Annotated in this window: 13 protein-coding genes; all 13 read right to left on the bottom strand. The window is 75.6% G+C overall.

Annotation, left to right across the window (positions count from 1 at the left end; all coding sequences use genetic code 11):
* Position 1: 1 nt before the first annotated feature.
* Genes AC060L_RS00950 through AC060L_RS00890 form a run of 13 tightly spaced genes read right to left on the bottom strand, consistent with a single transcriptional unit; the run spans position 2 to position 23,740 of the window.
* Positions 2 to 1,111, bottom strand: a complete 1,110-nt coding sequence (locus tag AC060L_RS00950; RefSeq protein ID WP_483796244.1) for an NAD(P)/FAD-dependent oxidoreductase — start codon at positions 1,109 to 1,111, stop codon at positions 2 to 4.
* Complete coding sequence (locus AC060L_RS00945; protein WP_483796243.1) at positions 1,108 to 2,439, bottom strand: metallopeptidase TldD-related protein; 1,332 nt, start codon at positions 2,437 to 2,439, stop codon at positions 1,108 to 1,110. The genes AC060L_RS00950 and AC060L_RS00945 overlap by 4 nt, the downstream gene beginning before the upstream one ends.
* Positions 2,436 to 3,752 (bottom strand): TldD/PmbA family protein, encoded by a 1,317-nt coding sequence (locus tag AC060L_RS00940; RefSeq protein WP_483796241.1) that lies wholly within the window; start codon positions 3,750 to 3,752, stop codon positions 2,436 to 2,438. Before AC060L_RS00940 ends, AC060L_RS00945 begins: the two co-directional genes overlap by 4 nt.
* Positions 3,749 to 4,330 (bottom strand): NADPH-dependent FMN reductase, encoded by a 582-nt coding sequence (locus AC060L_RS00935; RefSeq protein ID WP_483796239.1) that lies wholly within the window; start codon positions 4,328 to 4,330, stop codon positions 3,749 to 3,751. Before AC060L_RS00935 ends, AC060L_RS00940 begins: the two co-directional genes overlap by 4 nt.
* Complete coding sequence (locus AC060L_RS00930) at positions 4,327 to 6,672, bottom strand: hypothetical protein (protein WP_483796238.1); 2,346 nt, start codon at positions 6,670 to 6,672, stop codon at positions 4,327 to 4,329. Before AC060L_RS00930 ends, AC060L_RS00935 begins: the two co-directional genes overlap by 4 nt.
* Positions 6,669 to 9,071, bottom strand: a complete 2,403-nt coding sequence (locus AC060L_RS00925) for a hypothetical protein (RefSeq protein ID WP_483796236.1) — start codon at positions 9,069 to 9,071, stop codon at positions 6,669 to 6,671. Before AC060L_RS00925 ends, AC060L_RS00930 begins: the two co-directional genes overlap by 4 nt.
* Positions 9,068 to 11,125 (bottom strand): hypothetical protein, encoded by a 2,058-nt coding sequence (locus tag AC060L_RS00920; protein ID WP_483796234.1) that lies wholly within the window; start codon positions 11,123 to 11,125, stop codon positions 9,068 to 9,070. Before AC060L_RS00920 ends, AC060L_RS00925 begins: the two co-directional genes overlap by 4 nt.
* On the bottom strand, positions 11,122 to 13,464 hold the full coding sequence (locus AC060L_RS00915; protein ID WP_483796233.1) for a lantibiotic dehydratase family protein: 2,343 nt from the start codon (positions 13,462 to 13,464) through the stop codon (positions 11,122 to 11,124). The genes AC060L_RS00920 and AC060L_RS00915 overlap by 4 nt, the downstream gene beginning before the upstream one ends.
* Positions 13,461 to 15,767: a hypothetical protein gene (locus tag AC060L_RS00910; RefSeq protein ID WP_483796231.1), complete on the bottom strand. Its 2,307-nt coding sequence runs from the start codon at positions 15,765 to 15,767 to the stop codon at positions 13,461 to 13,463. Before AC060L_RS00910 ends, AC060L_RS00915 begins: the two co-directional genes overlap by 4 nt.
* Entirely contained in the window at positions 15,764 to 17,197 is a 1,434-nt protein-coding gene (locus tag AC060L_RS00905; protein ID WP_483796229.1) for a hypothetical protein, read from the bottom strand. Before AC060L_RS00905 ends, AC060L_RS00910 begins: the two co-directional genes overlap by 4 nt.
* On the bottom strand, positions 17,194 to 19,503 hold the full coding sequence (locus tag AC060L_RS00900; RefSeq protein WP_483796227.1) for a lantibiotic dehydratase: 2,310 nt from the start codon (positions 19,501 to 19,503) through the stop codon (positions 17,194 to 17,196). The genes AC060L_RS00905 and AC060L_RS00900 overlap by 4 nt, the downstream gene beginning before the upstream one ends.
* Positions 19,503 to 21,974, bottom strand: a complete 2,472-nt coding sequence (locus AC060L_RS00895; RefSeq protein WP_483796225.1) for a lantibiotic dehydratase — start codon at positions 21,972 to 21,974, stop codon at positions 19,503 to 19,505. The genes AC060L_RS00900 and AC060L_RS00895 overlap by 1 nt, the downstream gene beginning before the upstream one ends.
* Positions 21,974 to 23,740 (bottom strand): hypothetical protein, encoded by a 1,767-nt coding sequence (locus AC060L_RS00890; protein ID WP_483796223.1) that lies wholly within the window; start codon positions 23,738 to 23,740, stop codon positions 21,974 to 21,976. The genes AC060L_RS00895 and AC060L_RS00890 overlap by 1 nt, the downstream gene beginning before the upstream one ends.

The raw sequence follows: 23,740 nt of genomic DNA, 5'->3' as shown, positions 1-23,740 counted from the left end.
GCTACCCGGTGGCCCCCGACGGGCTCAGGTCCCGGTCGGGGGCGAACTCGGCCGGCCCGGCGCCGGCGTGACCGGCCAGGCTCTCCGCCAGGAGCCGGCCGGTGTGGTGACCGGTGAGGATGCCCTGTCCGCCGTGGGCGGTACCGACCAGGACGCGGCTGGTCGACGGGTACCCCCCGAGGACGAGCCGACCGTCGTGGGTGGCCGACCGCAGCCCCGCCCAGGAGTGGACCGGCCGGGCCCGGGCGAGCAACGGGAAGTCCCGCACCAGCCGGGACAGCAGGAAGGCGACCCCGGCGGTGGTGACGTGCTCGGCGAAGCCGGCCTGCTCCTCCGTGGCGCCCGTGCACAGTGCCCCAGCCCGCCACGGGCACAGGTAGGTCCGCCCGGAGATGACGTGATCGATCCGGATCTCCGGGTCCTGCAACTCGATCATCTGACCGCGCAGCGGATGGACGGACAGGCTCGGCAGGCCGGGCAGACTGCCCGACCAGGCACCGGCCGCCACCACCAGCCGGTCCGCCGCCGCGCTGCCACGGGAGGTGGTCACGTGCACGGCGTCCGGGACCTCCCGGACCGCCAGGACCTGCTCCCCGAAGGAGAGGGTGGCCCCGGCCCGGCGGGCTGCGTCGGCCAGGGCGCCGAGGTAGCGCGCGGTGTCGACCACATAGCCGGCCTCGGTGCGGAAGCCGCCGACGAAGGGGCCCCGCCGGAAGACCGGCTCCAGCGCGGTGAGCCCGTCCAGGTCCAGCCACTCCCCCAGGGCGGACGGATCCGACCTGGTGGTGACCAGCAGTTGCTCCCGCTCCGCCTCGCTGCGGACCGGCCGGATGACTCCTCGGCCCCGGCGGATGCCCGGTGAGTCCGGGGCGAACGCCTCGACGTCCGCGTCCAGGACCTTCCGGGCGACGGCGACGAAGTCGTGCATGACCGGGTCCGCGAACAAGCGCAGAGAGGGGATCGCCACGCCCGCCGCCGCCCGGGAACCGGCGCCGCCCTCCTGGTGGGCGTCCACCACGTGGACCCGAGCGCCGCGCAGGCCAAGCTCCAGGGCGGTGGACAGACCCACGACACCGGCACCGACGACCAGGACGTCGTAGGCGGCGGTCACGGCAGTTCCTCGAAGTGCAGGCTCGGCGTGGACGCTCCGTCGGCGAGCGGCAGGATCTCGGCGTCCGTGCCGGTCCCGCGCAGCAGGCGCAGATACGTGAGCAGGTCGCAGTGGAACTCGAACGGGGCGATCCGGTGCACCCGCCGACCGTCGCGGACCGTCCAGCCCGCCACGATCATCTCGATCCGGCCGGCCCTCGGCATGGTGACGAGGTTCTCCAGTCGGCAGTCGAGGTCGATGTGATCCTCGGGCATGGCACCCCGGCCGGCGGCGACCCTCAGCGCGATCGGCCGGGGCATCGGCTGGGCCTCGACGCCCATCCGGATTCCCCGGCCGTTGGGTGCGTGGCCCAGCCAGCGGGCCGTGTCCCAGGAGTGCAGGAACCCCACCAGCCTTCCCTCATCGACGAGTTGCACCGGTCCGGCGGGCTGGCCCTCGTCGTCGAAGGTCATCGGCGGGCCGTCCGGGTGAGCATCCGGGACGTCGTCCACGTGCAGACAGGACGGGAACAGCCGGCGCCCGACCGCCCGTTCCAGCCCCGGCGTCGACAACGCCGTGCTGCCGGAGAGCAGCCAGCTCAGACCAGCCACCAAGGGGGCGGCGACCTGGGGCCGCAGCACCACGGGCAGCCCGGACGGCGGCGGGCCACCCGGACCGTCCAGGGTCCGCAGCGCGGTGCTGATCCGGCGTACCAGCGGATCGACACCGGGGTCCGCCGTGATCCGCTGGGCCTCAGCCGCCTCCAGCACGGCCCCGTGCGGTGTCTCGCAACGCACCAGCACCCGGGTCTGCTCGTGGTAGTGCGAGCGCCGCAGCCCGGAGCGGGTGGCGGTGGCGGTGATCCACTGGTACTGCTGGGCCAGCACCACCTGGACGTCGGCGCCGGCCGACCGCAGGCGCGCGGCCGTCTCGTGGACGAGCCGCTCCGAGGCCGCGGTGTCCAGGGGACGCGGCCGGCCGCGCGGAGCGTGGCCGGGCGTCCGCTCGGGGGCGGGCCGGACGGCGGCCCGGTGCGGGCCGGCCGTGTGCGCCGCCTCGCGGAGGAGCAGACCGACGTCGTCGGTGCCGGACACCGTGCGGCTGGCGGCACCGAAGCTGTCGCCGCGCCAGAGCCGGCATGCGGCGCCGAACGCGCCGCCCGCGGCGGCGGTGACGCGCCTGGTCGCCGGGACCAGCTGGGCCACGGCCTCGCGGGCGTCGTGGATCCACAGCTCGACCTCGTCGGCCTGCGGTACGTCGTGCACGACGGTGCAGGCCTCGTCGACGGCCTGCCAGGAGAGCGGGTAAGAGGGCGTGGAACGGTCGTACGGCGTCGGTGTCGTCGTCACCCTGAACTCCTCGTGCTCCGGGACGGGCGGGACCGGGACAGGCTGTGCGTGTCGAGTCCGTCGATCCGGACGGTGGGTTGTTCGAAACCGACGATGAGCGGCCCCTGGTCGAGCTTTCCGCAGCCGCCACCGCCGACGAAGGTCCGGGAGTCGGAGCCGATCGCGGTGACGGCGCGCAGCGCGGACAGCCCGTCCCCGTCGATGACCACGTCGGTCAGCCGCCCGACGGCCTCGCCGTCGCGCAGCAGCAGGCCCTCCAGCGCGAGGAAACTGAACGCGCCGGTGCCCTGGTGCACGTGCCGGACCCGCATGCGTTCGATGTGCACGGCCTCGCCCGGCAGGCGCAGCACTTCGTCGGCGCTGAAGGGGCCGTCGAGGACCCGGGTGTGCGCCTGCCGCGGGACGGCGGGATAGAGGTAGGACATCCGGCGTCCGTGGCCGTTCGGCCGTTCGCCGGCCTGGGCCGCGCTGGCGGCGCTGTGCGGTGTGCCACCGACGGTGCCACGGTCGAGCAGGGGTACCGCGACCGCCAGGTTGCCCTCGTCGTCGACGCGGTAGCCGAACACGGCGTTCGGGGCGCCTGGGTCGTCCAGCACGGTCACCCACTCCGGGCAGACCGCCTTACCGCGCAGGCGTCCCAGATAGGAGGTGCCGCTCTCGACCACGTCGGCCTCCAGCGGGTGGCCGCAGATCTCGTGGAAGAACAGCGCGCAGCCTCCGGGAGCAAGCAGGACCGGTCGCCTGCGGCGGTCCAGGGTCACGGTCGACAGGCGGGTGGCCTCGGCCAGGGCCCGGTCCAGTTCCTCCAGCAGTCGGGTGGCCAGGTCGTCGAGGCCGTCCGGCGCGGCCACGGCGGAGTCGCGGCGCACCGTCACCGGGCCGTCCGGGCCGTCGTGGGTGGCCTGGAGGTTGACGGTGCGGAAGGCCCGCCGGTCAGTGGTGAGACCGCCGTCCGGTCCGGCGACGACCTGCTGGACGTGGTCGCGCAGGCTGACGACCAATCGGGGGAAGCGTGCCTGGGTGGCGGCCGTGCGCAGTCTGTCGGCCAGGTCGTGCAGGTCCTGTTCGGCGCGGTACGCGACGGGCCAGGGCTCGGCCAGCGGCCGGACGGCGGCGGCCACCTCGCGGGGCAGGGCGGGGCCCGCTCCGGTGGGGGCCGGCAGTGCCCGGTACTGCCAGTCCTCGCGGCCCGGGGTGGGGCCGTCGGCACCGGTGAAGCCGAGTCCCCGGTAGCGCCCGCGGTTGAGTTCCCGGCGGTCGCCGGTGTCCAGCAGATGGAGCGTTTCGCGCCGCTCGGCGAAGTAGGTGCTCATGCCGGCACGTCCGGGTCGTCGAGGCCGAGCCGGGCGTGGGCGGCCAGTTCGCGGACCATCCGGGTCAGCCGTTCGGCCAGGGGCGGGTCGGTGAAGGTGCCGTCCTCCCCCAGGAAGCCGGGGCCGGTGACGATGGTGGTCGGGACCGTGGTGGCGCGCAGGGCGCGGCAGAAGTGGTCCATCGCGCCGATCGCCTGCGCGCCACCGATCGGGGTGCCGCCGACGGCCATCAGCGCGGCCGCCCTCCCGGTAAGCCACGGGTGCTCGTCGTCGCCCAGGGCCTGGAGGTAATCGACGGCGTTCTTGAGGGCTCCGGAGATCGTGCCGTGGTAGACCGGGGAGGAGAGGATCAGCAGGTCCGCCTGCCGGGCCCGGGTGAGGAGTTCCGCCACCACCGGCGGTGGGTCGAGGAGCAGCGACTCCCGGAAGAGCGGGAGGTCCTTGGCCGCGAGCGCGTACAGCTGCGGCCTCATGCCGAGGCTCCGGGCCTCGATCAACGCCTTGCGCAGGAGAGCTTCGGCCCAGGAGCCCTTGCGGGTGCTCCCGCCCAGGCCGAGCACTGTGAGCTGTCGGGTCATCGTTCCACCGTTCCGGGCTGGTCCGTCGTCTGTTCGGTGCGGCGCCGACGGCGTGCGGAGAATCGGATCTCGCACAGGTGCCGGCCGTGTTCACTGCGCTGCCAGGTGCCCTCGGGGGTGGGCAGCATCTCGGTGACCCGTACCGGCCGGTCCTTGGCCTCCGCCAGCAGGAGTTCCACCAGGTGGGGGCTGGCCAGGTCGACGTGGATGGGTTTGCGTTCGCCCACCACGGCGGCGAACAGCCGCCGTGGCACGCCGAGGGCCCGCAGGGCGTCCACGGTCTGGCGGTAGCGCTCGGCCGGGCGGGCACCGTCGGCCGGGCAGATCACGCCGGGTTCCAGCTGCCACGCCGCACGCTGCACGACGACGTCGCCGATCGTGATCCTCGGGGTCAGCTCGCCGAGCGAGACCCGTGGCAACGCGCAGCTGGGCGGGCCGAGGGGGCTCTGGGTGGCCGCCTCGGCGTCGCCGAGCAGCGGGATCAGGCGTTGCCCGGTGGCTCGCTGGACCAGGTCGCCGTCCGGGTGGACGTCGATCTCCTCGGGCTGCAGGCGGCCCTGACCGGGCGCCGCCGGACCACTCAGTTCCAGGGTGCGGGGCAGGAGTTCGAGGTAGCAGAGCTTGCCGAACCGGGCGCTGGTCGCCACGTGGACGAGTTCCCCGGGCCGACCGGCGTCTCCGAGCCACTGCCGGGTGGCCCGGGCCAGCGCGCCGCGGTCGTCGATGAAACAGCACAGGTTGCCCAGCCCCTGGAAACCCCAGTGGAACTCACCGACGACGACGGGCGCCCGGCCGCTCTCCACCTCGGCCCGGTCGGCGCTGTCGAAGTGCAGGTCGGGTGCGATCAGCAGCGGGGCACGGACCTCGTCCAGATCGGGCAGGATGCCGCGTACGTCGGCGGGGTCGAGCACTACCTCGGTCGACACCCCGTCCCAGGCGGCCAGGACCAGGCCCTCGAACCGCCGGCCGACGCCGGTCCGGGCCAGTGGAACGGGCTCGCTGAACGGGATCCTCCGGAGGACCTCGGGCAGCGGGACGGCGCCCACCGCCGGCCCGAACTGCCGCTGCCAGGCGTGGCCGAACCGTTCCCGGGCCAGTTGCCATGCCTCGACACCGGCGGCGGCGGCGAGCTCCAGGACCGGGTCGAGCCGGTCGGCCAGCCGGGCCGCACCGGCCTCGGTGAAGCGGACCCGGAAGCCCGGGTCGTGGTCCTCCTCGTACAGCACGACGCGGTCCGCGTACAGCTGCCCCTTGCCGCGGCGTTCCGTGTCGATGCCGTGCTCGGTCAGCAGGGCGTCGGTGCGGGCCACGGCTGCGGTCTTGCCCTCGGCGTCGGCGTCGGCGAACTCGGCCGCCGTGGTCGTGAGGAGCGCGGCCAGGGCGGTGAGCTCGGGGTCGCCGAGGTCCGTCGCAGCGGTGCGGAGCAGGCGCAGCGCGTCCGGTTCGGAGGTGGGGGCGAGCAGCCGACCGGCCCAGAGCAGGTTCCTGCGGTGCAGGGTCCGCAGGGTGCCGGGGGCGATCTCGGCGGACCGGCCGACGGCCGCCAGGACGGCCCGCCGCACCGGAGAGTCCTCGGGCAGCAGGCCGGCGGCCGGGCCGATGCGCCATCCGAGCCGGTCCGGGGCGAGGCGGTCCAGGGCACGGTCGAGGAGCGCCTGGACAGCCCAGAAGGCGAGGTGGCCGCGCCGGACGGGTGGGGTGCCGGCCCAAGGGACGGCCTGGCCGACTTCCGCGTGGGCGATCGGCCCGGCGAAGGCGTTGGTCTCGCACTTTGCTGCCAGGCGCTGGAGGAAGGCGGCAGCCTTGCGTTCGTTCTGGTTCGGTGCGGGGCCGGTCGGGGGCCGTTTCAGCAGGGTGGCGACGGTGGTGCCGAGGATCTCGGGGGTGAGCAGCACCAGCGCCTCCCGGACCCGGGGAGTGCGGAGGGTGGCGTCGAGGTGACGTCGGGCCTGGTCGAGCGTCTGCGGATAACGCGCGTCGAGGGCGGCCCGGTGGGTGTCGCGGGCCAGGCAGGTCGCCGACCACCACAGGGCGAACTCCTCAGGGCCGTCGAAACCGGTCATTCCCTCGGGCAGCACGGGTGGTTCGGCCGGTGCCCGGCGCCGCTTGACCGCCCGGTTGGCGGCTCGGGCCGCCCGGAGCTGGTCGGCGTCCTCCAGCCGGGGAGCCTGCTGGGAGGCGCGCTCGAAGACGGCGGCCACGGTGTCCAGGGCGGACCGCTCGGCCCGGCCCGCGTCGGCGAGATCGAGCAGCGCCGGATCGGCCAGCGGCGCCAGCAGCTCGGTGGGGAATCCGGTGGGGCGCACCACGGCGAGTGGCAGGAGCTCCCAGGAACGGGTCATGCCGTCAGCCCCTCGAAGTCGATCAGGCAGGCGATGCGCAGCTCGGCGACCTGGGGCTCGCCGTCGGGCCGCCACCACAGCGCGTCCAGGTCGGGCAGGCACTCGGAGATCCGGACGGTGCCGGGCCCCAGCCGGGCCAGGTCGTCGACGGCCACCGGGTCGTCCAGGTCCACGAAGACCGGTTTGGTCTCGGCGGGGTGGCGCACGAAGATCCGCCGGGGAAGTCCGAGGGCGTGGCGGGCTCGCTGCCAGCCGCTCCAGTGCGGATAGCCGGGCACGGCGCCCTCGGGGCACGACAGCTGCCAGCTCGCCCTCGTCACCACCACCTCCTCGATCAGCACCCGGGGCGATCCGTTCGGACCGGCGAGATCGACCGGGACGACGCAGGGCAGCGACAGGGCGCGGTGCAGGGTGCTCGCCAGGTCTCCCGGGTAGAGCCGGCGGCGGGTGCCGCCGACCTCGACGGCCGTGCCGTCCGCGCTCACGGTGGCCTCGGCCACGGGCGCCACCAGGTCGTCGGGGCGGCCCGAGACCCCGCTGAGTTCGAGGGCCAGGCCGGGGAGCTCGGGGGTGATGTGCATGCTGCGGCGCCGGGAGACCACGCCCGCCATCGTGCCGGGGTCGAGCAGGCGTGCCACTTCGCCGCAGAAGTCCCGGTGGAGCCGGTCCGGGTCGGTGTGCACCCGGGCCGACGACCCGCCGAACACCGAGCTGGAGTCGTCGTGCACCTCGCCCAGCACCCAGGTCGCCGTCGCCGGGGTGGACCCGACGGCGAGCAGGTCGAGTCCGGGCAGGGCGGCCGACGGCGCCAGGTCCGCCGTGGAGATCCGCGACCAGAACGGCGCACAGGCTTCGGCCACGGCGGCCGAGGTCAACCGGACGGCGCCGTCGGGGCCCGCCGGGGTGCGGCCGACCAGGTCCACCAAGGCCCGGCGCAGCTCCTCACGGCGGGGGCTCGCGGTGGACAGCTCGGTGGTCGCGGCCCGGGCCAGCGGCACCGGACGGCCGCCGAACGCGGCCCGCACCGTGTCCCGGGCGTCCATCCGCGCCAGCAGGGCCGCCAGGTAGAGCGGCTCCAACACGGCGGCCACGGCGGCGCCCAGCCCGGCAAGCACGGGCGTACCGAGACGGACGCCCTCGCTGTACGGGCTGGAGCGTTCCTCGTGCCAGAACGACCGGTCCGCGTAGTGCTCCCCGCCCCGGCGGGCGTGCGCCAGCCCGGCCGCCTCCAGTTCTCCGGCTGCCTCGGCGAGCAGGGTCTCCCGGGCCGGCCAGGGGGTCGCCGCCACCCGCTCCAGGCGTCCCAGCAGGGTGCCGGCCACGCCTGGCTCGGGCAGCGCCTCGACCAGGGCGTGCAGGGCCCGCCGCTCGGTGGAGGCGACCAGGGGGCCCCCGCGGACGGCTGGCCTGATCACTGCGAACGCGCTGCGCAGCTCCTCGGCCGACAGCGCGGCCGCCCGCGCCGACTCCCGGAGCGGGCGCCACCCGACCAGGGCCGTCCAGAGCGCGGCGGCCTGCGGGGTGAGTGGGATCCGCCGGTCGTCGGCGGTGCGCACCAGCGCGCCGTCCGCCACTCGCCACAGCGGGTCCCGGCCCACCGGGACGTCCACTCCCCGGGGGGCGCAGTGTTTCGCCAGCTCCCGTACCAGCCACGCACTGGCGTCGACGGCGGTGCGCTCGGCGGTCGGCGGGTCGAGCCGCAACGCGACGTCGAGGTCCGGGGTGAGCAGGGCGAAGCAGGACGGCCCGAAGAACGAGACGGTCTCGCAGCGGGTGGCCAGTCGGCGCAGGTAGCGGTGGGCAGTCAGCAGGTCGTGGCGGCTTCTGGCCGACTGCGGCCCGGTGCCGTGCACCGCACCGCCCGGCCGGAACAGCCGCTCGGCGAACCCGGCGCTGGACTGGCTGATCGCCTGGTGCACCCGGGGCTCTCCCAGGCGGGTCCTGACCTGCCCGAACACCGTGTCGGCGGCGGCCAGGTAGGCCTCCCGAGCGGCGTGCTCGGCGGCATCCGCACCGGCGACGGCGGTGGCCCAGTCCTTCGCCCAGCCGCCCTGGCCCAGGACATCGAGCAGTGCGGTGGTCTGCTCGGGCAGCACCTCGCCCCTGCCGACCAGCCGGGACGACCGGACGATCCGGTTGCGGTCGGCGCGCTCCAGCCCGGGGAACCGGTCCTTCAGGGCGGGGAAGACCGCCGTCCGGAACTCCTCCCGGCAGGCTGCCAGCCGTTGCTCGGCCCGGACGGCGGCACGCGCCCCGGCGGCCGCCCCGGGCGGGGGTGCCGGCAGCAGGCGGGCGGCGGGGAAGCCACTGCTGCGCAGCTGGAGCTCGCGGTACAGGCGGGCGGTGAGCCGACCGGCCGGGACCCACACCCCGACCTCGACTGCGGTGGTTTCGTTCATGCCTGTCCCCTGACGACGGCGGAGATCCGCAGCTCCGCGCAGAAGCGGTCCCGTCCCCGTTCCAGCCAGAGCCGGTCGGGCCCCGGGTCCATCGGGCTCACCAGCAAGTCCTCCCCCGGCGCGGTCCAGTGCGCCAGCAGGTCCACCAGCAGCGGATTGCGGAAGTCGACGTAGAACGGCTTCGGCTGGCCGGCGACCCGGACGAACACCCGCTCCGGCAGGCTGTGGACGGCCCGCCAGCGCCTCGCCTCGACGAACAGGGTGGCCGGCGACCGGCTGAACGCGGGCCGCGCCAGCCGCCACCGCTCGCGCTGCACGACGACCCCGCCGACCGACAGGGCGGGTGTGTACGGCGCCGGACGCAGCGTCGGCATCAGCCCGGTGTGCGGGGACAGCGCCAGGTACAGCGGGTTGGACGGGTCACCGGGCACCAGGGTGCGGGCCTCGCCGTCCGGCAGGACCAGCCACGGGATGCCGTCCTCCCAGCGGACGCCGACGCGGCCGAAGGCGACCGGGTCAGGCTGTGCGGCGGTCGCGCCGACCTCGATCGACCTGGTGGGGAGTTCGGCGAGGAACGCCTTGCCCTGCGAGCGGGGTGCGACGAACTGCACGAGCCGCCGGGGCAGGTCCCCCGTCCCGGTGAACCACTCGCGCATGCCGCTGTCCGGCCAGAAGTGCTCGAACAGGCCGAAGGTCTGGAGGTTGCTGTGCAGTTCGCCCAGCACCAGCCGGGCGTCGTGGGTCGTGCCGTCGGCTCCGGTGGCCAGCATCAGATCGGGCGAGAGCAGTGACAGCTCCGGACCGGGCCACTTCCGCAGGACGTCCAGCAGCCGCTCGGGGTCGAGGTCACCGCCTTGGTGCGGCCAGAGGTCGGCCAGCTGGTCGCGCAGCTGCCGGGCTCCGGCCGGTTCGGCGCCGATGTTGGCGAGGCTGCCGATCCGCCGCATCACGTCCACCAGCCGGGCCGAGCCGTCCTCTCCGCCGGCCCGCAGTGCCGCCGAGGCCCCGAGGAACCGTTGATGGCCGTAGACCGCGGCGAGTCGGCAGACCGGGTCGAGTCCGGCCCGCAGCCGGTCGAGCAGGCCGCCGCCGACGGTGTACTCCCCGGCGGCACCGCGCGCCTCCTGGTAGAGCACCTCGCGGTCGCTGTAGAACGCGCCGCGGGGCCGGTCCGGCAGCGGGCCCACCAGGGCTTCCGCCCGGCGGCGTACCTCCTCGGCCAGGACCGGCCGCACCTCGGCGGGCGCCTCGGCGACCTGCCGGGCAAGCGTGTGCAGGTCCGTCAGCCGGGCCGCCCAGTCGGCACCGGGGGGACCGAGGTCCGTCAGCACGATGATCAGCGCAGCCAGTGGATCGGTGCCGGCGGCGGGCACCGGCAGCGCGGGGACGACCAGCCGGGCCCGGCGCAGCCTGGGCAGCGCCGCGCCGCCGCCCGCCGCGGGCAGCAGAGCCAGTTCGGCGGCCTCGGCCGGGCTGATCCGCACCCGGCGGTCACCGATCAGCAGGTGGTCGCCGTCCAGCCCGACCGCGTCGCTGAGCCGGTACGGCAGGTGGTGGGCGAGGTCCGCGTCCTGCCGGATCGCGGTGGTGAGCAGGTCCACCACCCACCAGCTCACCAGTCCGGCCCGTTCGGCGGGCTCGCCGGTGCGGGCAGGCGGCAGGCCCAGGTCGAGCAGGCCGCCGAAGCGGACTAGGTCCATCGGGCCGTACCCGTTGGCGGTGTCGTTCTTGGTGGCCAGCCGTTGCAGCAGGGCGACCACGCTGCGAGCCCGTTTGCGCCGGCGGCGCGTGGCCCCCTCGGCGAGCGGCACCACGGCGTTGGCGTGGATGTCGGGGTTGGAGACCGCGGCCGCGTCACGGAACACCGGGTCGTGGCAGACAGCGGCGAGCCGTCGGTCGGCCAGGTCGATCGCGTCCTGCGCCAGGCGCAGGGCCTCCTCCCCGTCGGCCCGGTCCAGGCCCGCGACCAGGTCGGGGTCGATCAGCCGGTCGACGATCGCGGCCGGGACGCCGGCGCTGCGAAGGATCGCCACCGGGCTCAGTTCGACGGTCATCGCGGGCTCCGCACCAGAACCGCCATCCGGATCTCGCTGGTGAAGGCGCCCTGCGCGCAGTGCAGGGCGAGTTCGTCGGGGTCGGGCAGCATCTCGCTGACCACCGCGTCGGCGCGGCCGGCGACCAGGTGGCCCAGCATGTCGCAGTAGGCGACGGATTCCAGGTCGACGAAGACGGGCTTGGGTTCGCCGTCGGGCTTGACGTAGACGAACCTCGGCAGTCCGAGCCGCTCCCGCAGCCGGTGGGCCGCCATCAGGGCCGCGGTCGGGGTGCGGGCCGTCGAGAGCGTGGCCAGCTCCGCCGGCCCCACCCGCCAAACCTCCCGGAGCCAGACCATCCCGTCGACGCTGACCCGGGGGCGGTGGTGGCGCAGTGCCGCACCGCGCGGGCCCCACAGGACGAGTCCGCCGAAAGCGCGGGCCGGCGGGCTGACCGGGCCGGTCGGCATCAGGACGAGCCTGGTGCCGTCCGGGCCGTGCAGGGTCATGCCGTCCCGGTCGGCCACCACGTCGTGCAAGCCGAGGACCTGGTGGCGCGGCAGGCTGGAGCGGCCCATCCGCTCCAGCGCCAGCCCCGGGTACTCCAGGGTGTACGTCTTCCCGGTGAGGCGGGGTTCGACGAGAGTGATCGGGGTGCCGGTGCCGGCCAGTTCGCGGGCCCACCCGCCGATGACCTCGCGCAGTGCGGTGCGCTGCCCGGCGGGCAGCGCACGGGCGAGCCACGACCAGGGCTGGATGCCGTGGTGGATCTCGCCGACCACGATCCGCTCGGTGCCGTCGGCCGTCCGGCGGACCATCAGGTCCGGCGAGCAGACGAACGGCTCGGCCGGCAGCACGTCGGCGAACAGGCCGGCCAGCCGGTCGGCACCCAGGTCCACCCTGCTGTGCTGCTCGGGCACGACCGCGTCCAGCCGCTGCCACAGGGCGTCCGCAGCAGCGCTGCCGTCCCGGTAGTCGGGCTGCGGGTACCGGCTCAGGGCCTCCAGGAGGTCGTAGAGCCGGGCCTTCGGGGGGAGCGCGGCAGCCTCCCAGTGGCGGCGCAGCCACTCCCGGGCGTCGCCTCGCACCTGATCGGCGTACGCGGCGTGCACGCGCAGGACGGTCTCCAGCGGCCCGGCCGATCGGGCCAGCGCCCGGCGGTCGAGGCTCAGTCCGCGCAGACCGCCCTCGCACTCCTCGTGGACCGTGTGACGGTCGGCGTAGAGCGAGCCCTCCTCGCGGGGCCGGGAGGTGATGCCGTAGTCGGCCAGCACGGCATCGACGCCCGCGCAGGCGTCCTTGCGGGCGGGCCAGGGCGCCCGGTGGACCCGGTCGACGGCGGCGGCCACCGTGTCGAGGCGGGCGAGCCAGCGGGGTGCGGTCTCGGGCGCGGCTGCGGCGGTGTCGGCGACGGCGGCCCGCAGGTCCGCCAGCTCGTCGAGTGAGGTGGCGGGCGGGGCGAGCCGGACGGAGAGCAGACCGGCCCGGGTCAGTGCGGCCACCGGCGCGCGCAGCCGCTCCGGCAGCTCCGCCGGGACGACACCGCCGGAGCGCAGGGCAGCCGTCAGCGGCCCGGGCAGCGCGATCTCCCGGTCGGCCGCCCGCAGGCCGCCGTTGTGGACCAGGACCAGCGGGTGCGGCTCCAGCCTGACGCCCGGCTGCGCCGCCAGGTCCGCGCCGATGCGGCGGGCGAGCTCGTCGATGACGTGCCGGGCGAGGAAGGTGTCGCGTTCGCCGTGCCGGGGCGAGGTGGGGTCGAAGGTGACCAGGGCGGTGCCGTCCCCTTCGGTCACGGCGCCGTACTGGAACGGGCCGAAGAACGAGGTGGTCTCGTTCTTGGTGGCCAGCCGTTGCAGGTAGCGCAGGGCCAGCCGCCGGGTGCCGGGGGTGCCGGGCCGGCCCAGCGCGTACCCCGCCAGGGCGCCTGCGGCGCCACGGCTGGAGAACCAGACCGCCTCGGCGACCGCCGGGGCCCGGTGCCGCTCCCGCAGGTACCGGTCGGCGCCGGCGAGCTCGGCCTCGCCGGCCCGCCCGACGCGCGCGCCCAGTTCGGCCAGTTCGGCGACCAGCGCGTTCCAGCGGGTGACCAGGGCACCGGCCGCGGGGCCGACCTGACCGAGTCCGTCGACGGGTGCCCGCGAATGCAGCCGGCGCCGCAGGCGTCGCCGTTCGGGCCGTTCGACCGGTTCGCTCGCCAGGACCGTCAGCAGCGCGCGCTCCAGCCGTTCGAGCCGCCGTTCGAGGTCGCGCAGCAGCACCACGTCGGCATGGGTGCCGCCGCTGCCGGGGAGCAGCGCCTCGGCAGCGGGGAACCCCGCACCGCGCAGGACGAACAGGGGGAGGACTTCCAGCTCGCTCATCCGGCGGTCACGCTCCCGTTCGTCGTGGCATCCGTGCGGGTCGCCTGCATCCGCAGCTCACAGGTGTAGCGGCGCCCCTGCTCGTCCCGCAGCCAGAGCGCGTCCGGCCCCGGGGACATCTCCTCGAACTGGACCCGTTCGCCCGCCGAGGTGACGTGGGCGAGCAGCTCCGCGCCGAGCGGTGAGCGGGTGTCCAGCAGATAGGGCTTGCGGCGGCGCTCCGACCGGATGTAGACGAAGCGCGGCAGCCCACGGGCGGCGGCCAGGCGACGCAGCGCCAGGTAGCGGGCCGCCGGGTCGAGGCCCGCGATGTCGGGCATCGCGACGAACCACCGTGCCCGCTGGTAGACGGCGTTCCCGAGCTGCACGACGGCCGTGCGCTCGGCGGCCGGCGGCTCGATCCTGGCGTGCACGAGCTGCGGGGCGGAGAGTGCGGCCAGCGGCGGGTAGGCGGCCAGGTCGGCGAGCGGCAGGTAGAGCAGGCGCTCGCGCCCGGCGGGGTCGACCAGGACGATCCGCCCGTCCGCCCGGTGGACGTGGCAGTCGGCGGCGCGGACCAGCCGGTGGTCGGCGGCGTCCTCCGCGCGCAGCGGCCGCAGCGCGATCCGGTCCCCGGGGAACACGTAGAAGCCCTTGTTGCGCCGGCTGACGTCCAGGCCGGCCAGACCCTGGCGGGCGCCACTCTCGGCCACCCAGCGCGCGGCGGCCGCGCCGAACGCGCCCGGGTCGGGGTGGGCGACCGACAGCCAGCTCTCCAGCAGCAGGTGGTGGTGCACCCGGGCGATGACGACCTCGAACCGGCCCGCGTCCAGCGCTGCGGTGTCGGCGGCCGCCAGGCAGATGTCGGGCAGCGCGTAGGCCGGACCGGCCGGGGCCGGTGCGACCAGCTCGCGGCGGCGGGCCGGGTCGCCGACCTCGGCGGGGTCCACGGGCAACGCGGCGTTCGGGTCGAACGTGCTGCCCGGGTCCGCCACTGGGCGCATCGCCTCGCCGTACGCGTCGAAGGTCAGCCGGTCGGGGCCGGGCCAGCGCCCGAGCAGGTGCTCCCGGTGCCGGCTGCGGACCAGCGCGCCGTAGTCGGCGCAGAAGTCCAGGGCCTCCTGGACGGCGTCGGTGAGGCGGGCGGCCGTCTGCGCGCCGAGCGCGAGGGCGAACGGCGAGGACGCTTCCTCGTAGACCACGAACCGGTCGGTGTAGAGGCCGCCGTCCCGGCGCGCGGCCCGGCCGGCCACAGCGGTGAAGGTCTGCTCCAGTCGGTGGAACACCTCCGTCCGCTCCGGGAACGGGGCCGCCGCCAGCTCGTCCCGCAGCGCCGCCAGGCCGGCCAGCCGGTGCTGCCAGCGGGCGGCGTCCGGGTCGGCTCCCCCGAGCTCGGCGACCGCGTCCCGCAGCCGTTCGAAGGCGTCCTGGCGGCCCCCGGGATAGCTGGGCCCCAGCTCGACCGTGTTGTCCGCCAGCGCCCCCCTGAGGGCCCGGACCAACTGCCCCACGCCGGTGCCGAGCTCGGCGGCGAGCCGCCCGACCGGCACGGTGCCCTCGCGCAGCAGCAGCCGGGCGAGCCGGTCGGGGAGCTCACCGCCGGTCCCGGTGGCCGACCGGGCCCGCAGGCGGTCCGGGTCGACCACGGACACCGGGAGCAGGGGCAGCACCGCGCTGTCCCGCCGGATGGCGCGGGCCAGGGCGGTGACCGCCCACTGCGCGAAGAACACCAGGCGCCGTACGGGCACGTCACGGCGCAGCGTGCAGCCGTTCTCCTGCTCCTCGTCGACGGTGCCGTAGGCGAGCGGGCCGAAGAAGCTGGTCGTCTCGTTCTTCCCGCACAGCCGCTGGAGGTAGGTGTACACCTGCCTCTGGAGGCGGCGCTGCGCGGCGTTCGTACCGCGTTCGGACGCGGCGGTGTAGCGGCGCCACATGTTCTCCCACATGTCCGGGTTGGACACGAACACCGCCTCCTGGACCAGCGGCTCACAGGCTGCGGCGTGCAGCCGGTCCTCGATCCGGGCGTAGCCGTCCCGGTGGACCTGCCGGTACTGCCGCAGCGCTTCGGACCAGGCGTCGAGTGCGTGCCGCAGCCGGCCCTCGGGCACAGCCGGCGCGGCGGCGAGCGTGTGCAGCGCGGCCTCCACCAGCCGGACCCGGGCCAGTGGTTGGCCGTCGAGTGCGTCCTGCACCACGGCCTCGGCTGCGACCAGGCCGGTGGCGGACCGCTCCAGTTCGGGGTCGTCGCCGAGGCCCTCGAACCAGTCGAAGGGCATACCGGTGTGGCGCAGGACGAACTCGCGTCCCAGCTTCCAGCCGCTCACGAGACGCTCACCTGCCGTGCGCCGGTCGTGTCGGCTCCGGAGCCGGCCAGGGCCCCGACCGAGGAGAGCAGGGCCAGGGTCCGTTCCAAGGCGCGGCCCTCGGGGAGCACCTCGGTCAGGCGCTGCCCGCAGCGCAGCGCCGCCAGTCGGCGCCCGAGACGGGGGTCGAGGGTGTGAGTGCGGCGGGTCCGCAGGTCTACCAGCAAGGTTCGGTCGGCCAGGTCGACCACGGTGACGCCCGGTGCGAGGCCGGCCGCGGCCGGTTCCTCCTCCTGTGCGGCGGCCAGGTACGCCCCGGCCACCCGGCCCACCACCGGGGGGTGGCGCTCGGCGAGCAGCGCTGCGATCCCGGGCAGGGCCGGCTCGGGCCGCAGGCCGTCGAACCGGGGAGCGCGCGGCAGGTCCAACTCCGGTGTGCCCGGGCGCAGTGGTACCGGCCGGCCGGCCCAGCTCGCCGTGTCACCGTGCACGGCCGAAGGGGCCAGGTGGAAGGGCCGAGCGCCGACAACCCGCCAAGGCAGGTCCGCCCGCGCCAGCCACGCGGCGGTCGAAGCCAGCTGCTCCTGCGTCGCCCCGGGGGCGCCGATCCACAGTTCGACCAGGACTGCGGCCCCCGCGCCGGTCAGGGCCAGGACCGCCGCCCGCAGCTCTCCGGCGGTGAAGCTGACGCCGTCGGCGGTACGGACCACGTCGTCGTCAGCCGCCACCAAGGCGATGATCGCGACGGCGCAGTCGGACGGCACAGCGGCGGCTTCGGCTGCGGCCACCAGCTCGGCTCCGCTGAGCATGTCTGCCCAGGGCCGGCCGGGTGGGCGGGTGAGCCAGCTCGGTCCGTCCTCGCCGATCGTTGCGAACGCGCCGGTGGTCACCAGGTGGCTGCCGGCCGGCAGGTGCCGCTGCAGCGTCCGCCACTGCCGCCGGGCGAACGCGCCGTCCAGCGCCAGTGGCCGGCCGGCGGCTGCAGCCAGTGCGAACAGCGCGGGCAGTTGCTGGTCCCGGTCGATGAGCAGGGTGGCCTGCCCCGCCGTGACCAGCCGCCCGGCCGCTTGCAGTTCGGGTTCGAACGGGAGGCCGGCCCGTACGGCCCGGGCGATGTCCGCGGCCGACTCCGTGCTGCCGACGGCCAGCGAGAGGTCGCCGAGGCTCAGCGCGACCGGCCGGTCGGCCCGGGTACCGGCCAGCGTGAGGACCAGGTCGAGGGCGAGGAGTCGGCTGACCGGGCCGTGGTCCTCGGTCAGGAACCGTTCCGCGGCCGCGGCCAGGGCCCGCTCGCCGTCCCCGGCCGGGCCCGCCGCCGCCCTCAGCCGGGCCCGCTCCGCCGGTGCGGTCAACCGCTCGACGGCGGCCCGTTGCAGTTCGACGACCCGGTGGCCCGGTGCCCGGTGGCGGAGCGTGGCATCGCTGTGCGGGAGGATGATCAAGTGGGTCATGAGGCCGTGCTCCTCGGCGACGTCTGGGGCGGGCTGGAGGGGCGGGCGAAGACGCAGCGCAGTTCCGCGGTGTGGCGTCCGGAGCCCTCCGTCAGCCACAGGCCGTCCGGGCCGGGCAGCATCTCGCTGACCCGGACCGCGGCGTCCGGGGCCGAGTTGGCGGTGGCCTTGCGGCAGGCCCTGGCCAGGGCCCGGGTGAGTGCGGGGCTTGCCACGTCGGCGAACAGGGGTTTGCGCACCCCCGGCAGGTGGACGAAGACCTGCTCCGGGAGGCCGTACTCGGTCCAGCACCGTCGGGCGGCGAGCACCGCCGCAGCCGTGGCGGGCGGGCCGAGGGCGGCCAAGGCCGGCAGCGGCACTGTCCAGCTCTCCCGCTGGACCACCGCCGCCCCCCAGCGCAGGCGCGGTGTGTGGGCGCCGAGGACGATCCCGGGCGCCCGCAGCCGCAGCGGGGCGAAGGCTGTCTGCACCAGGGTGTCCAGCTCGCCGTTGTGCAGGGCCACCTCGCCACCGAGGGGTGTGCTCCGCAGGCGTACGCGGGTGCCGTCGGACTCCACCACGAGGTCGCGCAGGTCGGCCAGCCAGGGGCTGCCCTGCCCGGAGGTGCCGCCCAGTTCGACCACGGGGCCCGGGAGTTCGAGGGGCGGGATGCCGGTCTGCCGCCTGGCGAGCACGCTGACCGCGGGCACCGGCCCGAAGGCTCCGGCGACCGCGACGTCCCTGGCCGTGCGGACGCGTTCGGCGTCCGGGTGGAACTGGAGGGCCCAGTCCGTCAGCAGGACGGTGTCGTGGACGTCGCCTAGCACCACCTCGTACCGTCCGGCCCGCCAGGCGGCCGTGTCCGTGGCGGCGATCAGCAGGTCGACCGAGCAGACCGCCCCAGACCGTGCCAGCGGGGTCCGCCCTACCAGGTCGGAGAGGGCTGCGGACGCCGCGAGGTCGACCTCGGCTGCCTCCGGGTCGGTGACCGCCGCGCGGAGGGCGGCGGTCAGCTCGGCGTCCTCGGGGTGCGGCCAACCGTCGGCCGCCGCGACCAGTTTCCACAGCGGGAGCTCGCGCGCTCCGAGCCGGCCGGCCAGCGCGTGCCGCGCCAGCTCCCGGCGGCGGTGGGCGAGCGCGGCGAGGAAGTCCAGGGCCGGGAACACCCGGTGCCGGAGGTCCCTGACCGCCGCACCGCCGAGGCGCAGCTCCACCGTCCCCGCGCACTCCTCGCGCAGCGGCAGCCGGTCGGTGTAGAAGGCGCCGGTCCGGTGGCTGCCCCGGCCCGCGCCGGGTGCCGTCCGCAGCGCCCGGTCGAGGAACAGCTGGTGCCGGCGGGCCTTGCCGTCGGCGTCGTCCGCGCAGAAGCCGTCACGGAGCTCCACCAGCGCGGCGAGCTCGGCAGCCAGCGGGCCCGTGCCGGGTATCCCCGCGAGGCGGTGGACCAGAAAGCCCAGCGGGTCCGCCGTGGTGGCCGGCGGGTCGATCTGGTGGGCGACCAGGCCGGCCCGCACCAGGGTGTTCGCCGCCTCGGTGGCCTGGCCCGGGGTCACGGACAGCCGGTCGGCCAGCGCACCCAGGGTGTGCCGGGCGTCGACGAGGGCGAGCAGCCGGGCCGGGAGGGCCTGCGGGTCGCCGGTCCACCGGGCGACGCCCGGGTTGCGGGGCCGCAGGACCAGCCAGGGGCTGACCGGCTCGGCGAACGCGACCGCCTCGGCCAGCGCGGCGACCACCCACGAACCGACGTGGGCGCGGCGGGCCCGCAGGGTGGCCGGTCCGAGCGAGGAGAGGGTGATCCCGTCCGGGGCGTGCTCGTCGAGGGTGGCGTAGTTGATCGGGCCGAAGAAGCTCACCGTCTCGTTCTTGGTGCAGACCCGCTGCAGGAAGGTGGCGATCTGGTGGGTGAGCTGCGCGGTGTGCCCCCGGTGTGCCAGGTCGGCGAGGATCCTCGGGTTGGACACCGCGAGCGCCTCCCGCAGGCGGTCGTCCCGCACCAGGTCCGCGACGCCAACGGCGGCGGCCTCCTCCTCGGCGGCCACCCGGTCCAGGGCCCGGCGGGCCGCGCGCAGTGCGGTGACGGCGGCCACCCAGGGCGGGCTGGCCTTCTCTTCCGGCCCCAGCCGGACGCCGCCGGCCGCGACGACATCCCGCAGCCGGGCGAGCCGGGCCGGCTCCCAGCCCGCCGCGGCCGCCAAGGCCAGCAGCTCGCGCTCGGCGGCGGTCACGGCGGCGGCGGCCCGCGCGGCGGCGGGCAGCCGTAGCCGCTCCACGAGTTCGTAGGGGAAACCTGTCGATCGCAGGATCGCGTCGGGGACCATCGACCACATCAGGCGTCCCTCCGCCCGATCATGGCCAGCCGGAACTCGGACGTGTGCCGACCCGCCCGGCGCTCCAGCCACAACTGGTCCGGCGCCGGCAGCATCTCCTCCACGACGAGGTCGCCGCCCGCGAAGACCCGGAGCACGGACACCGCGAGCGGCGAGGACAGGTCGAGGCAGACCGGCTTCGGCTCGTCGGCGGGCTTGACGAAGACGTGCCGGGGGAGGCCCAGCCGGGCCCGCAGGCCGGCGACGGCGCCCACCGACTGCGGACCGTCGGCCGCCCGCCGCAGTTCCTCCAGCTCCCCGGCCGACAGCCACCAGCGGGCCCGCTGAACCACCACGTCGCCGATCGAGACGCGCGGGCGGCGCCCGTCGAAGCGGACCGGCGGCGGCTCGACCTGCGGCGGCGCGAACGCCCTCAGGTGGGGGTGGTCGTTCTCGCCGGTGTAGAGCACGAGTTGGCCGCCCGGCCCGTGCAGCTCCGGCCCCGACGGGCCGGTGACCACCCGGAGATCGGCGACCGCGACGCAGCGTTCGCGCTCGCGCGTGGCCAGCCCGCTGATCTCGACGAACCGGCCGGGGAACGCCTCGGAGACCAGGCCCTTGTGCTGGCGACGACGCAGCACGGTGGCGATCCGCTCGGGCCCGCCCCAGGGGGTCAGGTCGCGGGCCAGGTCCGCCTGGAGGGCTTCGGCGTCAGGGGCGAAGAGCCCTTGGGAGCCCCAGGCGAAGACGTACGGGTGCATCTCGCCGAGCACCAGCAGCTCGCCGTCGCCGACCCTGGCCAGCATGAGGTCCGGTGAGACGAACCGGGCCGGGGACGGCCCGTCGTCGCCCGGCCCGACCGAGGCGGTCAGGGTCCGGAGGTCGGCGGGGGTGAGCCGGGCCCGGTCGCCGTCGGTCGCGGCCAGCACCAGCGCGGCCAGCCGCTCCTCGAAGGCCCGCTCGGCGGCGAGCTGCGGCGAGGCGGCAGCGTCGGCCGTGGCTGTGGCCGCGGCCAGCCGGTCGGCGAACTCCAGGTAGGGCAGCTCTCCCCCCGCCGTGGCGAGCACCCGCGCGGCGGTGGCCCGGACGCTCCGGTACCGCAGGGCCCCGTACCCTGCGCACAGGTCGAGGTACGGTGCGAGGTCCCCGCTCCACCGCTCGGCGACCTCGGCCCCGATCGTCAGCGGTGCGTCCCCTTCGCACTCCTCGTAGGCGACGAGCCGGTCCGCGTACATCTGCCCGCCGTTGCGCCGGGCAGCAACGCCGGTGAGCCGGCCGAAGCGGCTCTCCAGGGCTCCGAAGGCGCTCTCGCGCGCCGGGGCGCCGGAGGCGTTCGCGTACCGGCGCAGGCTGTCCCGCAGGGCGTCGAGTTCGGCCAGCCAGGGTGAGTGCGGGTCGGCGGCCGCGAGCAGGGCGTGCAGGTCGTCGAGCGGCTGGGGGCGGGCCGACGCGGGTTCGAGGTCCGCCAGCAGCAGGCCGGCTCCGGTCAGCCGCTCGACCCGGTCCCGGACGTCGTGGTCCGGCAGGCCCCGCTCGGCCGCGATCCGGCGGGCGAGGGTGTCGGCGGTGTCAGCGCCGTCGGCGGCGGTCAGGATCGCCCGGTCCAGTGCGCCGAGCCGCCGGACCCGGCCGTTGGGGTCGCGGACGCCGTCGTCCAGGACGGCGACCAAGGGGGTCCGGCGGACCGGGATCAGGCCCGTGAGGCGCGGGTCGGCGGCTATCACGCGCGCGAGCTCGGCCGTCGCCCAGAACGCCAGGAAAGCGTCGTTGCGGCGCACGCCGCTGTCCGTCTCCGGCCCGCCGAGGTAGCCCCGCTGCTCGGGGGTGAACCGGCCGTGCGTCAGCGGGCCGAAGAAGCTGGTGGTCTCGTTCTTGGCGGCCAGGCGCTGCAGGTAGAGGTAGGCGGTGCGCAGGAACTTCCGGTCCCGGGCGCGGGCCGGGCCCTCGCCGTCCGGCGTCCGCACGGCGGCCAGGCGGGCGGCGTGCTCGGCGAACGACGGGGACAGCTGGGCCAGGGCCTCCCTGACCCGGTCGTGGCCGAGCCACAGCAGCAGCCGTTCCTCCTCGGCCCGGGCACTGTGCGAGAGCGTCGCGGTGACCCTCTTCCGGGCCGACTCCGCCTCACGGGCGGCGACGAGGAACCGCTCCAAGGCCGCGCCCAGGTCCTCGGCCCAGCCGGACAGGGCGGCGCAGCGCAGCGCGGCGTCGGTGCCCCGGCGCCGGCCCAACGCGCTCCGGCAACGGGAGAGCGGGCGCAGCAGGGTGCCGTCATCCCCCGCCCGGCGCAGGCGCTCCACCTCGGCCGGGATCTCCCGGCTCAGCAGCAGCTGCCGTTCGGACTCCAGCCGGCGGACGGCGTCGACCAGGTCCTCGACCGCCGGCCCGGTCGGGTCGTCGTCGGGGGCCGCGAGCAGGCCGAACGGGAAGCCGGCCCGGCGCAGGAGGAAGTGCGGCAGCAGCGTCCAGGTGGCCGCGTCGGTACCCGCTCCCATCAGCCGAGGTTCACGTGGTCGAAGGGACGGTTCAGCTTGGTGCGGGGGCGCGGGAGCAGGCTCGCGCACCGGGCCCGGTCACCCGAGGTGATCGCCGCGGCGAGTTCGGTGCCCCGCTCGGGGTAGGTCACCGAGGAGGCCGCCACTGCGGCGAGCCCGAGCTCGGGATCCCGGCCTTCGGCCAGATCGCGTCCCACCCGGGCCAGCGCGTGGCCGTAAGGGTCGGCGAGGTCGCGGGCCGCTTCGGCAGCGGTGCCATACCAGTGCGCGGCCCGGTCGGGGGAATCCGGCAGGAACAGCCCGCCGAGCTCGGTGGCGATCGCGGCCTGGTGGAAGGTGTCGGACAGGCTGTCCCCGGCGGCGTACGCGGCCTCCAGAGCGGTGGTGCCCTCCTCCTGGCGCCCTGCGGCGAGGGCCAGTCCGCCGTGCCGGTAGGCGTGGTGCTTGGTGAACATGGGCCCCCAGGCGGAGCCGACCACGGTGTACTTCTGCCAGGTGGTGAGGGCGCTGTCCACCTTCCCGGCGCGCTCCTGGAGCACGCTGATGTTGGAGATCAGGTTGATCTTCAGATGGACCGAGCTGGAGTCGGATCCGCCGGCGACACAGGCCAGCGCCGCCTTCTCGTCCACCAGCGCCTCACCGAGCCGCCCCTGCGAGAAGGCACACAGCGCCCGGACGTTGTGCAGCCAGCCGCGTTCCCGGCGCACCTGGTCGCTGTCGGTCGGGTGCCGGTCGAGCAGTTCCATGCCTGACGTGGCCCGCCGGGCGCCGGCCGCCGGGTCGCGCAGCATCTTGACCTCGGTGAGTGCCGTGTACAGGGCAGCCTGTGCCCGGAGCTCCACCGAGTGCCGCTCGTCGTCGACGATGCGGGTGAACTCGTCCAGGGCACGTCGGTTGTCGCCGCGGAAGCTGTGCACCATCCCCAGCACCTTGTGGAAGAAGGCGCGGACGTCGGCCGGGCCTCGCAGCAGACCGAGTTCGAACTCGACCGCGTCGGCCAGCGACGATCGCACGCGGTCGCGCCGCAGGACGGCGTCGATCACCGCTCCGTCGAGGCGGGTGCCCGGTCCGCACAGGTCGAGGCCGACCAGCGCGCTGCGGGCCATCACCTCGTAGTCGGCCCGGAAGAAGCCACGCCTGGCGGACTCCACCGCGAAGGCGATCCGGTCTACCGCGGCTCCGTCCTCGTCCAACACCGCTGCGAACAGCAGGGATTCGGGGGTTGCCACGGGTTCGACCGACTGGCTGCCTGCCGTCGGACCGCCCTCGGCCACGACCGGGAGCCGGAGCCGCTCGGCAAGTTGCCGCGGTTCCGGCGACGGCATCCCGGCCCCGGCCAGCGCCTCGCCCAGCGGGCCGCGGCGCTCGATCCCGGAAAGCGCGAGCCGGTCGAGCGCACCGCGCCAGGTCAGGTGCTCGGCCAGCCGGGCCAGGGCGCGCAGGGATGGTGTGTCCCAGGAACCGATGCGGCCGAGCCGCAGTCGCACGTCCTCCTCCACCAGGGTGTCGGCGACCGCGCGGCAGGCCGCCTCGATGACGCGGAAGACCTGCTCGGACTCCCGATGCAGCCGTCGCTCGGACGGGCTCAGCGCGATGTCGGCGATCCCGCGCGGATCACCCTCGTCCCAGGCCGGGACCAGTACCCGGGCCTCCACGGGCGACCTCGCGCAGAGCCGGCTCCGGATCCCGGTCGCCCGGTCTTCGAGCGCCGTCACCACGGCGCGCAGGCCGTCGAACGCCACCGGGGCCGGACAGGACACACTCAT

It is taken from the genome of Kitasatospora sp. NEAU-69 (assembly GCF_057158765.1).
The sequence above is the reverse complement of the archived record's forward strand: the minus strand, read 5'-3'. Positions and strand labels throughout refer to the sequence as shown.